The organism is Syntrophomonas sp. DTU019, assembly GCA_913757435.1.
In the GTDB taxonomy this organism is placed as follows: Bacteria; Bacillota; Syntrophomonadia; order Syntrophomonadales; family Syntrophomonadaceae; genus DTU019.
The window spans coordinates 26,520-40,272 of the sequence record CAJYDM010000009.1; the positions used below are offsets into that span (position 1 = coordinate 26,520).

Annotated in this window: 5 protein-coding genes; 3 read left to right on the forward strand and 2 right to left on the reverse strand. The window is 51.3% G+C overall.

Annotated elements, in window-relative coordinates:
- Positions 1-211: 211 nt before the first annotated feature.
- The gene (locus AC15IQ_RS14975; RefSeq protein WP_483180243.1) at positions 212-2,455 is read right to left on the reverse strand and encodes a HelD family protein; all 2,244 of its coding nucleotides are present in this window, start codon (positions 2,453-2,455) and stop codon (positions 212-214) included.
- A 228-nt stretch (positions 2,456-2,683) separates the two neighbouring features.
- Positions 2,684-5,959, reverse strand: coding sequence for an S-layer homology domain-containing protein (locus AC15IQ_RS14980; protein WP_483180244.1), 3,276 nt, complete (start codon positions 5,957-5,959; stop codon positions 2,684-2,686).
- 142 nt (positions 5,960-6,101) lie between these two features.
- Between AC15IQ_RS14980 and AC15IQ_RS14985 the strand changes: the two genes are divergently transcribed.
- The 3 genes from AC15IQ_RS14985 to AC15IQ_RS14995 all read left to right on the forward strand — a co-directional run bounded on the left by AC15IQ_RS14985 (position 6,102) and on the right by AC15IQ_RS14995 (position 13,682).
- The gene (locus tag AC15IQ_RS14985; protein WP_483180245.1) at positions 6,102-9,338 is read left to right on the forward strand and encodes an AfsR/SARP family transcriptional regulator; all 3,237 of its coding nucleotides are present in this window, start codon (positions 6,102-6,104) and stop codon (positions 9,336-9,338) included.
- A 236-nt stretch (positions 9,339-9,574) separates the two neighbouring features.
- A complete protein-coding gene (locus AC15IQ_RS14990; RefSeq protein ID WP_483180246.1) occupies positions 9,575-11,083 on the forward strand; it encodes a DNRLRE domain-containing protein in 1,509 nt (502 codons plus the stop codon).
- A 493-nt stretch (positions 11,084-11,576) separates the two neighbouring features.
- Complete coding sequence (locus AC15IQ_RS14995; protein WP_483180248.1) at positions 11,577-13,682, forward strand: stalk domain-containing protein; 2,106 nt, start codon at positions 11,577-11,579, stop codon at positions 13,680-13,682.
- Positions 13,683-13,753 lie beyond the last annotated feature (71 nt).

Here is a 13,753-nt window from a genome sequence, read left to right on the forward strand (position 1 = left end):
CGTTTTCAACGCTTTCCTTTGCCAATACGGAGATCATCACCAGGCGGCTTGTTGACGACAACCGATCCGTATTGGTTATATCTAGTAAAAATGGATGCTGGTCAGCATTCTCAAATAGAGGCGGACCGCTGAAATCACTGCAAACTGGAACACCGAGCTGAAATCGCAATAAGCTGTAATTGCAATAAGCTGGAATCAAAGCAAGTAAAAATTACAGCAATGGGCTGATTTCTCCGCTGTAAAACAGGTTCAGTCGGTGCAGAGCCCTGGTGCTTGCAATGTATAACAGGTTTTTGTCAGCTTCGCTGTTGAAATGGTCTTTATCCACGTCACATATCAACACCGCGTCAAACTCCAGGCCTTTAGCCATATATATGGGCAGGATGAACACTCCCGATAAATCGGCAGCCATACCACTGGTAATCAGCTTAATATCGATCTTATCCTGCAGACGCTCATATAAGGAGGTGGCGTCTCGCCCAGTTTTGCTGATTAGTGCAATGGATCGATAACCCATTTCCTTGCAGGTCATGCATTCAGCTATGATCAGGCGGTCCAGGGCCGATCTGGAGGGGGCGGTAAGAACCTTGGGGATCTCACCTTTTCTGCGGAAATTATGGACTTTGAAGCCCGGGTCGAGAAACTGCGCGCTGAAGGTCAAAATTTCATTGGTGCAGCGAAAGCTTTGCTCTAAAGTCACCAAAGTGGACTTTTTCTTGGCAAATATCTCAGCTATTTGGTCATACAGTGATAAGTCTTCCTGTTTGCCTATGGTTTGGTCGATATCACCTACTACCGTGTAGCGGGCCTTGGGATACATGGCATTCAGTATGGCGTAATGAATGGGATGATAGTCTTGGGCTTCATCGATTACCACCTGTTTAATACCCTGGTAGTCAGTATAACCCTGGGTTTTTAGCCTGAGAAAAGCCAGGGCCAGCGCATCGTCATAATGCACATAGTCCTTTTTGAGGTTTTCACGGGTAAAGTCTAGAATACCCTCGATGTCATCGGGCAATTCGATGCCTTTGGCCAGACTGTAGAAGTAGTCTTTATTGCTGAATAGCCGCCGGTATAGTTCTAAATGGTCAGGCTGGGTAAACCTCCGTATTTGCTTAAGCAAAGCGGTGCTTTCATAGATGGATAACATTCGCGCCTCTGCTTCCACCTCAAATTCGTGTCCAGGCTTAGCAGCAACATGTCTCTCCAATTTCTCTATACGCCGTTTTCGCTCTTGGTGCACCAATTCCAGGATATGCTTTTCCAATTGCTCTAAACGAACACTCAAAAGAGATGCTTTATTGGCCTTTAATATTCTGGCTTTCAATAGTTGCCGGCTGGCAATGTGCCTGCCGTTATAATATACATCGCTGAAATCGAGCCACCGCCTGGGCCAATCCTTGATGAAGCGCTGCAGTATTTCAATAAACTGACTGGAGCCCTTAAAACGCGTGCTGCTCTTTAGTAAATTGCGGTATCCTTCATCAGCGGCAGAGAGCAGTCCCTCCAGAAACTGATTCCTGCTTTGCATAGGCTTGATGGGCAAAACCTGCCGCAGAATCTCTTCAAATATTGTAGAATTTACATTGTTTTCCCCCAGCTCCGGCAATACGCTGGAAATATACTGTTCGAACAGGGTATTGGGCGAGATGACCAGTATATCGTTATGGGACAACCGGGTTGACAGCCCCTGATACATCAGATAGGCCACCCGATGCAGGGCCACCGAGGTCTTGCCGCTTCCTGCCACGCCTTGCACCATCATCAGATCCATCTCCATGTCTCGTATGATGATATCCTGCTCTCTTTGAATGGTTTCCACAATAGTCTTCATTTTGGGGGAGGCGTTCTGGGATAAGAGCTTCCTCAAAAACTCGTCTATGATCTGAACATCGGCATCAAAGAAATATTCCAGTCGGCCTTGCTTGATTTCGTATTGGCGTTTTAGACCGACTTCGCCGCTGATTTTTCCTTTAGGAGCCTCGTAAAAAACCTTCCCCGTTCCGAAGCGGTAAAAAACGCTGGCGATGGGGGATCTCCAATCGTAAACATACATCTCACGAGACTTGTCATCTTTTAAGGAAGAAAGCCCGATATATACATTTCTGACCCCAGGGGTGTCGTCGAACTTGAAGTCAATACGCGCGAAGTAAGGGGATTCAAGCATTTTCTCCAGCAGCAATATCCGGTTGGATTCCATTTCATATTGAGCGATTTTATGTGATACTGGATTTACGTACTGACTCAACTCTACCAGCTGGTGGAAGTTATCCAATGACCACAGGTTGGAGATGGAATGAGAGGTATCATCCATCAGTTCTTTTTTAGCCGCAACGATGGCGGCCAAATTTTTTTGGCTCCTCAGTCGGACAGCAGACAATTGCTCCGTGGCAATAGATATGGTATGGTTTAGACGCTTCTCTTCAAAGTTTCGATCTTGGTGATAACTTTCCACAATGAAGCCTCCTGTGGGGGTTAAATCCTATTCGCATAGTTGTGCATTGTTCCTATGATACACGGATAGAACGGCCATTATAAGACTAATATTAAAATTAGTTTCGTGATATAATATATAGAAACAGGGGATGTTCTTTTTGCTTCCCTTACCAGGAAGCAAAAGAACATCCCCCTGCTTCTTCAACCGCCCGTTCCCGATATGACAGGTAACGTATAAGCAGTACGCCTATTTATTCACGATATACTCAATAAGCCTTCTCAGAACAGTGGTTATCTCTGCTCGCGTCGAGGATGCATGTGGGTCAAACAGGTTGCCCGGCTTGCCGGTTAAAATGCCGGTTTCCCTGAGGGACATGACGCTTTTCCGCGCCCATGAGTCGATCGCATCCGCATCGCTGAATTCTTCGCCGTCGTTTTCAAGTTTAAGTCCCAGGTACTGTATAAATCGGTGCATCATCACGGCCATTTCCTGCCGCGTGACGGCTCTTTCCGGTTCAAATGAGCTTTCCGATACGCCGAATAGAATGCTGTTTTCCCGGGCCCACTTCACATACGGCGCGTAATAGGCGCTTTCCGGCACATCGTTAAAGCTGTACCCGGTATAAAGCGACGGGTCAACCCCATGCATGCGCCCCAGTACGGTCGCAAACATGCCCCTTGTCATGCTGGTTTCAGGTGAAAAAAGCCTTGGCGCAACGCCGATAAACAGCAATCTCGCCGTAGCAAAATCAATATCGTCTTTTGCCCAATGGCCTGAAATATCGTCAAAAGGCTCTCTGTTGTAGATGATCTCATAGTCGCCGGCTCCACGGGAAATGTATTTCATTTTGGAGCCTTCTACAAGGCTCAGACCCAGAATGTGTTCTTCACCCGACGGGTCGGTATAGAGCACTACGTTGCCACTCGTCAGGCCGGTCTCCGGCGCCTCCAACCAGCCGGTTTCTCCAGCCGACGGAAGCAGCAGCGTTGTGAAGCTCACATTTGCCCCATAGGCTGTACCCTCTCTGTTGATGGCGTAGGCGCGCACATAATAGGCAGTATCCGGCACAAGCCCGGTGATCTCCGCCGCGAATTCACCCAGCCCGCCGCCCGTCGTCACCTTGTCGATGTTGCTGCCGTCGATAACAGGATTAGCCGTCGGACCATAGACAAAGCCGCGTTCCGTCACAGTAGCCCCACCGCTTGAATTGACCCTTCCGGAAAGCACTGCGCTGGAAGCGGTGATGCCTGTAACCGAGCCAGTAAAGACCATGGGCCGGTTGTCACCGTCCGGGCCGGACGCAAGCGTGACCGAAAGCGTTGTAAACGTTCTGTCCCCGCCGTAGCTCGTATCTGCTGCATTGGTGGCATAGGCACGCACATGGTAGGTGGTGTTCGCGGAAAGGCTGCTCAGTGCAGCCGAAAATTCGCCTGTGCCGCTGCCCGCCGTCACCTGTATAACGTCCGGGTCACCGATAGTGGGGTTTTCCGCCGTCCCGCAGACAAATCCGCGTTCGGTAACCGTCAATCCCCCGTGATCCGTGACATTTCCACGGAGTGTCGCGCCGGATGAGCTGACGCCTGTCACCGCACCGGTCACCACGACGGGAGGACCGCCTTCAACATCCGGCACCTTTACAAATACGATATCGCCGCCGCTGCTGTAGGTATGGTAACCCGGCAATAGGGTAGGTATTGTCCGGCTCGCCTCGCTACCGTCCTTGACCTCGCCGCCGACGCGGATATAGGTGTCGGAGGTGATAGTGGCATCAATTCGGACGACTGCCATGCCGGATCCAGATCCGAATGCTTCCGCGCCGATTCCGGCATCGTCTGTGACAATGACTCCGCCGTGAATGACAGCCAGGCTGCCGTCATAGCCCGCCTGGGCGCCCAACATAACTGCGCCCACACCGCCCTGCACCTCGACCTGCCCCCCGCTCAGTGCAAGCACGCCCGTGGTTCCCGAAAGGTTTCCGCCCACGGTCACGGTGCTTCCGGTACCCATGGCGGATGCGCCCGCAGCCGATGCCTGCACGTTGCCGTCCACGGCCGCGTGGCCTCCGTTTGTTGCCGTTGCGCCGCCGCCATCGGTGGCCGTCACGCTGCCGTCGACTTGTATGACGCTGTCGTCTCCTTGGACGAGAATGCCACCGCCGCCGTTGACGGTAACGTCTCCTCCGACGTCTACCTCCGCGCTTGCCGAGGCTTGGATGCCCCAGGTTTCGTTAGCCTCAACCGTTACATTGCCTCCGATTGTAATCACGGTATCCGCTCCGGTGGCGACAATGCCGTTGCAGTCGCTCCAGACATTGCCCGTCACCGTCACATTGCCGCCTCCCGTGGCGATAATACCGACGCCGGTGGAATTACTCATTGCCGAGGCGCTGGTGACAGTGGCTACGCCGCCTGGATACGCATACACACCGCATTCATAACCAGTCACGTTGAAGCTGCCCGAGCCGATCAAGACAATGCCACCGTTTGAAACGGAGAGTCCCGTTCCAGAGGTTTCACTGACAATCAGTTCGTACCCATCCAGATCCAGCGTAACGGTCTCACCGCTAATGTTTATGCCAGAATTGTGAGCGATGTCTGCCAGCAGCCGCACCGTATCCCCGTCATTGGCGTCGCCCAGCGCGGCTGCCAGGCTTTCATACTGTGCCCCGCCGTCGATCTCGCAGGTCATCTGCATTTCTACCCAGACGGTACTTTTAATGGGGCTGCCGCCGCTATAGGTGCGGTATCCCGCCTTGGTGGTGGGAAGCGTAACGTCGCCGATCCCCATTTCTGTGGAATCTATACGCACATAGATGTCAGTCGTCTGAATCTCCCCATCGATAATGATCTCCCCGCCATCACCTGCCGCAGCACCTATGCCGCCCGCACCGGTCGCCATGGCATTGCCGCCAATGGTGACGCGGCTAAACTCTCCATAACTCACTACGCCGCATTCCACGCCCTGCGCATCGCCCCAAATGTCGATCGTTCCGCCTTCGGTGTATGCACCGATGCCGCCCGCGCTAGTTGCAGTCGCGTCACCTATGACCCTGACTAGCGCACCGGATTCGGAATATGCCCCTGCGCCGGATACGCTGGTTGCGTGGGCAGCGGTCACGGTCACCGAGGCTCCAAGAACCGCCCTGACGCCCCTTGTTGTGCCGGTTACGATAAATTCACCCCCGCCGGCCGTGTCGGTCATGCCGATGACGGAATTATTGGCAAAAAGTCCATCGCCCGAGCTGTTTTCAACTTTGAGGTCATATCCGTTCAAGTCAAAAGTAATGTCTTTGTCAACAAAGCTCAATCCATGGCTGTAATCAATATTAGCCAGCAGTATGATTGTATCCCCGTCCATTGCCGCAATAAGCGCATCATCCAAATTTATGTATAGTGACGAACCAATCTGGCAAACCTCACCTGCCGCCCACGTGGTCGGAGCAAAGGCCACGGCAAGGCAAAGTGCCAACAGCACCGCCACTATACGGATTCTTCCCGGTTTCAAAAGACCACGTCCTTTCATCGTATATTGATCTTTTTAATCATGAGTCATGGGCATTAAATTGCCATTAAATTTAACAGGGTCGATATTTAAACTGTATTTTGCGACTTAAATTTATGTTAAAATCTGGTAAACAGATAAAATGGAAGGAATGGAGGGTGACATGGAACAAACCGGCAAGCAGCCTATTCCCATACTAAAATCAAAGCTGTTCGCCCCTGAGCCGACCGATAAAGCCCTTTTTACGGAGCGGCTCCGGGCGCTTGGCATCGCGGGAAACCGCTGCACCTTGATCACTGCTCCGGCGGGCAGCGGCAAAACCACCGCCGTTCTGCTTGCGATTGCCGGTGTTGATGCGCAGGTGTGCTGGTACCGGCTGGAGCCCGAGGACAGCCGGTATGCGGTATTTGCCGCTCATTTAGTCCATACGCTTTTCCAAAGCGTTCCTGATCAAAGCCGCATTCAAAGCCCCAATATGCTGACTGCCTTGAATGACCTGAGCCTGTTCAACGCGGTGCTCTGTCAGGATGCCTGGGAGTGTTTCGGCGAAAATAATGCCCCGATCTATCTTGTGCTTGACAATTTTCATCATGCCGTCCGACAGCCCGAGATTATCGAATGCATACGGTACATGCTCTCCAATATGCCGCCCAGCGTGCGCCTGATTATCACCTCGCGGCAGCAAACCGGCCTTGAAGCGGGGCATGCCCTTAAAGAAGGCATTGCCGCCTTCGGAGCGGCTGAACTGCGCTTCACACCCGACGAGACCCGTCTATTCTGTCGGGAAAAGTTCGGCGTTACCGCTGATAAAAACGCCTATCAACGTCTCTACGAGGTTTCCGAAGGCTGGATCGCCGGCATTGTGATGATCCTTGCAGCATTTAAAGCTTCCGGAGTCGCGCATCTGGGCAGCTTCCTTGAGAAGAATATGAACAGTGAGGAGTTGTTCGGTTATTTAACCCGCGAAACCCTGAAGTATGAAGACGACAGCATGGTAAAGATGCTCTTAAAACTTGCGCTGCTTGAGGATTTCGGCGAAGGGGAGCTGTCGGGTATTTTCGGCATTGCCGATACGAAAAGTTACATAAACGCTTTGGCAGTAAAAAACCTTTATCTGACAAAAACTATTACCGGCAGCGGAACTGTTTTCCGCTTTCATTCGCTCTATAAAAACGCTTTGGCCGCCATGGGACGCGACATCTTTGGAACTTCAGGCCTGCATGAGCTTCAGGTTAAAATTGCCGGATACTACTTAGCCTCCGACCAGGTTGACAGGGCAGTCCGGCACTATCTGGCTGCGGGTGAGACGGACAAGGCGGCCGATGTGATTGGAAGGTGCGGAGACCACATGTTAAACGAGGGGGCCACCGAAACCCTTAAAACCATGGTCGGAAGCTTCCCTGAAACTTATCGCGAACATCATCCCTATCTTCTGATGTACGACGGCGTGACCAATAAACGGATTGATTTCAATCAGGCCATACGATGCCTTGATAGAGCCCGGGGGCTATTTGAAGCGGCGGGGAATCATGCCATGCGCATCAAAACCTGCCTGTTCCTTATGATGACCTGCGTCTACCAGAACCGTCTGGACATCGTAACAAAAGTGGTGCAGGAGCTTCAAACCATTCCGGGAGCCATGGAAGATGAGTTATGCAGGCGTTCCCTGATGCTGCTATCGCTTTCCGAAGCCACGCTAAGCGAGAATATTCAAAAAGGGAACGCCTTGTTTTCGGCGCTGAGGAATCTGAGTTTAGACCAGGAGGAACGCTGCGGGGCTTATCTGTACGGATGCGCGCTGCGGCATAGGCAGGGGGATCTCGAAGGCGCGCTTAAGATACTTCATAACCTGTTTACTTCGAATCTCGTCAAGCTCGATTTATACTGGCGTTCTTTTGCGCTGTCGCTGCACGGCCGCGTTTTTCTGCTCAAAGGGGAGTTTTCTGCGGGCGAGGAAAAGGTGCAGGAGCTTTTGGAACTGGGCGAGCGGTATGCACATCATTATTCCAATGCAAACGGCAGGTATTATCTGGCCCTGATCAAATACCTGACGCACGATATGGACAGCGCGGTCCGCCATATCTGCAATGCGCAGCGGGACTATATAGCGTTTGAAAACGGTGCCCGCGCCAATCTGTGCAGGCTTCATTACTATCTGTGGGTTTGCGGAACTGACAATTCCGTGGCGCCATCACAGATTCTTGATGCCTATAACGAGCTCATGGCCATGAATCCGGGACAGGGCGACGATGATCTGGCTGCTTCTCTTGCGGGTGCGGCTTTACGGGAAAGCGGGGAATATGATCAGGCTGAAAAGCTGCTCTTACATTCCTTCGCTAAAAGCACAGAGAAAAACGCCGTGCAATCTGCGGCTGGCACCGCTTTGCATCTGGCCCAGCTCTATTTTGAAACCGGCAACCCCGAAAAAGGCGCGGCATACTTAAGGAAGTCCTTACTGGTCTGTGTCGAAAACGATTATGCGGTGTTTTATGACATGCATTTTCCCACATTTGTAGCTATGTGCGCCCGTGCTGTCAAAGCGAACATTCAGACGGTTTTTCTCCGTTCTATCATCCGGAAATATTTTGGTGCTTCGGCGGAGAAGCATCTGGTTAAGCATGCGGATGCCCTTCATTCCTCAGACGCCGCGAAGAAATTCCTGGGTAAGTTTTCCCACATTGGGAAACAGCCTTCAAGAAAGGATATTTATGTTGAGCTTTTCGGCGGGTTTCGGATCACAGCAGACGGCCTATGCATTGACGAAACCGCCTTTAAGACTCGAAAGATTTCAGGAATCGTCAAGTACCTGCTTCTCAATAAGGGCCTTTACATATCCCGGGAAACGCTTGCCGCTGTTTTTTGGCCGGATTCCGAAAAGAAAGCCGCTTTAAACTCCCTGCGGGTTGCTCTTTGCGAGATCCGCAAGGTCCTGTCCGGCATCGGAGTTTCTTTTGAGGATGCTTCCCCCCTCATTAGCGAAGAGGAACGTGGATTTATCGCTTCAAAAAACTGCAAAACAGATGCCGCTTTATTTATCGAATTATTTCAAAAATCTAAAGCAGGAGATGCGGAAGGGAAAAAGGCCGCGTTGCTTGCGATGATTGACCTGTATCGGGATGGCCTTCTGCCTCAGGATATCTATTACGATTATACGACCATGGATAGAGAATATTTCAGCGCCTTGTTTTACGAAGCGGCACATAATGCGGCGACGCTCTTAATCCGGGAATCAGATTTCAAAGCCGCCGAAATGCTGTTGCTGCGCATCATAAAACTGGATTCCTATAATGAGCACGCCTATAAAACCCTGATCGGACTCTATCGGCAGACCGGACAAAACCAACTGGCAGATTCCGTATCTAAACAATTTGATAAAAGATACCAAAAAGAAATGCGGTAATCGATATAGAGAGCCATAAACGCTCCTTGGGAGGCCAAGGGCCGCTTATGGCTCGCTATGCACAGCAGAGGCAAAGCTTTTCTATGGAATTTTCATACCTGCCGGGGAATTTAATGCTTATTTAATGCGGATGCCTCATAATAAATCTGCATCGTCATGACCGAAATGATGCCAGTGATCTTTTTGTGTTTTGACAGCTTGCAATAAATCATTAAATATGGAAAGGAAGATACTCGATGAAATTTAGAATACTGATTTCATTTATGGTTCTGGCCGCCATGCTTTTTTCAAATTCCGTCGCGTATGCCGCGCCGGAGCCTTCCCTGATTATAACCCCCATCTACAAAATGGCAGCCGTCGAGTCAACGTCCTCGACATTTGTTTCCGAAAGCGCCCCGAGTGAAAATCATGCCAATGATCGCTCTCTCGCCGTGGGTACTGATCAATACGGTAAATTGAGAGTCTCGCTGATACGCTTCCATCCGATCATGGAAGCGGACGGAGGCCCCCTGCCCGACGGCGCCGTGATCGCAGGCGCGTCTATCAGGCTGTACAACACCAATTTGAGTGAGGGGACAGTTATTGCCTGCAGGCTGGGCTTGAGTTTTGACGAAGCCACGGTGACCTGGCAAACCAAGCCAACTTACAAAATGACCGGCGGTGCCACTATGGACATCGGTTCCGTAGATATTGACTCTGATCCCGGGTGGTACAGCATTCCTATCCCGGCTGAATTGGTGGAAAGATGGGCGGGCTCTTCCGAAAAAAACTATGGCGTTGCCATTATCCCCGAATGGAGCGAAGCATCGAATACCATATTCTTCAACAGCGACGATAATACCGAATCTCGGCCTACCCTCCTGATCAACTATACCCTCCCGTCATCCGACACTACCCCGTGTGAGCTCACATACACCGTGAGCCCTGAATACCCAACAGAGGGCGAACTTGTGACCATCACCGCTCGCGCCACCGATAACAAGGCCCTCTCGTATGTGGCTATCATGCGCGGCTCGACCGTACTGGCAAGGGAAGAGGCCGCTGGTACCGAGCCGAGGACACTCACGGTCTCCCATACTGAAACGGCTGCTGCGCCCTCTATGTCTTATACACTGGTCGCCGATGACACCGCTTCCCCGCCTCCCGTCAGCCGGGACATCACGGTCAATGTCGAGCCCGAGCCCGAACCCTTGCGGCCGGACGCATACGATCCCAGTACCGCAAGCAGCTGGGCCGTATCCGAAATTGAGCAGGCGATCGAATCCGGCCTGACAATTGATGAAATTTTGAGCGATTTGCAGAAGGATATTACGCGCCACGAGTTTTGCCAGATCTCGGTGAAACTCTACGAGAAGATGACCGGCAGGACTGCCTCACCGGTCTCCCCAAATCCCTTCAACGACACTAGCGATGCGGAAATTCTCAAGGCCTATAATCTGGGGATCACAGCGGGTGTTGCCCCGGACCGTTTCGCGCCCGATCTGTCCATCACGCGCCAGGAGATCTGCGCGATGCTCACCCGCGCCCTGAAAGCCGCCATACCCTCCCTGAATACCAGTGTGACCAACCCAGCCGTTTTTGCCGACGAATATGCGATAGCGGATTGGGCGATTATATCCGTCCGATATTTGAACAGCAAGGGCATTATGATGGGTGTCGGAGGCAACAGGATAAATCCGCTCGGCAATACCACCAGAGAACAGGCTATTGCCCTAGTGCTGCGAACCTACGAAGCCTTTATCTGATAACGGCTTCAGCATTTAGCCTGAAGTGACACAGACGCAATATATTAAAGTTGTTCCTAATCTTTTTGCCTTGTGACCATAATCCCTGGCAATGGCATTCAAGAGGTCAGGGGTTCGATCCCACTTATTTCCACCTAAAAAACCAAGCCGACAGGCTTGGTTTTTTCAGTTATATTAGCCTGCAGCGAGAGGTATTAGCTGCACCCACCCTGATGAGCCCTGAACAATGATAGTGGTAATGAATCCCCTGTTCTCCCCTCGGCAGCAGTGAAAACCTGGGGTCATCTTCATCGGCCCACCAGAAATCGTAAATGTCTGCATTGTAATTAACCAATACCTGCTAAGAGCGGTGATTTTCGTCTCAAATTCCTCATCCTTGAAAGATTTATCCTTTTCTCCCGGTTATGCGTCCCAGATATTACCTTGATATGGTAAAAAAGTGCTATTATTAAGCTAAATATTATAATCTAACAGGACAAGGAGTGTGACAAATGTGAAGAGGAGAGGACTGTGTGCCGTCCTGGTCTGCTTGATGATGCTGACCATGATCTCAATTTTCCCCGGAACTGCGGCCGCATTACAAGGCCCGAGTATCCAGTTGCCTGACCTGAATTGGCAACCTTCAACCGACCTCAACATTAAAACACCGTCATTACAGCGACCAACTGAAACCTTCAGTATCAAGGCTATACCCCTGTATCGCTGCTGGAACGGCAAGGTGCACTGGTACACTACCAATATCCAGGAGCGCAACAGCTGGTTGTCGTCAGGCTTCTCTGATGAAGGGATTTGCTGCTACATATCCCCGGTGCCGCTGCCTGGCACAGTCCCCCTTTATAAATGCATGCTCTACAATGACATGTACTATGCCATCAGCTCTGCCGAACGGGATGCGGTCATATCAACCTACGGCTTCTCTTACATCGGCATTGAAGGCTATGTCATCCCTAGCGGGAATACCTCCTCAGGTGATGTCAATGTCAACCGCTGGTACCGTCCTGAATCAGACCATTCTGACGGCTGGAACTGGCTTGGTGGTGATCCGTTTGTTAGTGCATCAGACATGGTCAGGCATCATTTTTATCAAGTGCCTGCGGCCAATATCCCCGGCTACAATTATGAAGGTGTGGCTTTCCGAGCCTGGGATTCGGCAAAAGTACTGCAACAGATAAAGGTAACCAAGCCCAATGGCGGAGAAGCCCTGAAAGCCGGAAATGCGCAGAAAATTGACTGGACTTCCACCCTGCCCGGCGGTGAAATGAATCTCTATTACTCCGTTGGTGACCCCGCCACCAATGGATGGATCAAAATCAAGGAAGATCTGCCCAATAACGGCAGTTATATTTGGCAGGTTCCCAATAAGTCCAGTTCCAATATATTGGTCCAGGCGCGCTGGATATATTATGACAATGAAACCGATTCCTGGGCTTATGCCATCGACACCAGCGATTCCGCTTTTAGTATCAGCGGTTCCACTATAGTGCTGCCGGGCACTGAAGCCGAAGAGATTGTTACAAGTTTCTTCCCAGCTGCCCCCACCGGCCTGACGGTAACCCCATACCTTTTCTCCCGCCTGGATCTGGCCTGGAAGGACAATTCCAGCAATGAAACCGGTTTTGTCATTGAAAGAAAGGTCAACGGCGGTACTTATGCCAAAATCGCCGAGGTGGGGGCTAACGTTGCCAAATATTCCGACACCAGTGCCCAGCCCAACACTACCTATTACTACCGGGTAAAAGCCAGAGGATTCTTTGACTCCACTTATTCCAATGAAGCCAAGGGAGTGCTTAATAAAATTGCACTTATGCCCAATATCGATTACGTCCAGCTGATCCCTGCTGCGCCCACAGCTTTGACAGCCCAACTCGTTCCCGGCGACCCCAAAGCAGTGAAACTCACCTGGCAGGCCAGCCCTTCAGCTGATGTTGACGGCTATATTATTGAAAGAAAAACCGGTTCAGCGGATTGGGCCATGAGCTCTACTGTAAGCGCTGATAAAACCACTGTTACCGAGAGCGGCCTTAACACCAACCAACCATACAGTTACCGGGTAAGGGCCTACAATATGTTCCTTAATTCCCAACCCTCCAATACGGTCGTCTATACTCCCACTGCCAGTTCTGGGAGCAGTTCCGGGGGTAGCACAGGGAGCAGTACCGGGGGCAGCGCCAGCAGCCAGCTCACCCTGGATTTCTTCATCGGCAATAACAACTATAATGTCAACGGTACCGCCTCCGCCATGGATGTAAGCCCCATCATCATAGAGGGGCGCACCCTGCTCCCTATCCGTTTTGTCACCGAAGCCATCGGAGCCACCATTGAGTGGTTCGACACCGAAAAGAAAGTTTTGATCAAACAGGGAGGCACCACCATCGAATTGTGGATCGGCAAGAGCCAGGCAAAAATCAACGGTCAGAGCGTTGCTATAGACCGAGACAACGCTGCGGTGATGCCCTTGATCATCAACGGGCGGACCATGATGCCTTTGCGCTTCATTGCTGAGAATCTGGGCTGCGAAGTTGAATGGGTGGGCCAGAACAACCAGGTAATAATCAGGTACAACCAATTGGACCCGCAGCCAGAGCCGCCCATGAATTAAAAAGCTCGGCTTGCTGTCATCAATGATGGTTGTCAAAACCTGAAGTAATTGTATTATTGCAACTAAGTGCC

What these genes read in the sequence shown, in the direction of transcription:
- AC15IQ_RS14980 (WP_483180244.1), bottom strand. Translation starts at nt 5,959, where the DNA reads ATGAAAGGACGTGGTCTTTTGAAACCGGGAAGAATCCGTATAGTGGCG.
- AC15IQ_RS14985 (WP_483180245.1), top strand. Translation starts at nt 6,102, where the DNA reads ATGGAACAAACCGGCAAGCAGCCTATTCCCATACTAAAATCAAAGCTG.
- AC15IQ_RS14990 (WP_483180246.1), top strand. Translation starts at nt 9,575, where the DNA reads ATGAAATTTAGAATACTGATTTCATTTATGGTTCTGGCCGCCATGCTT.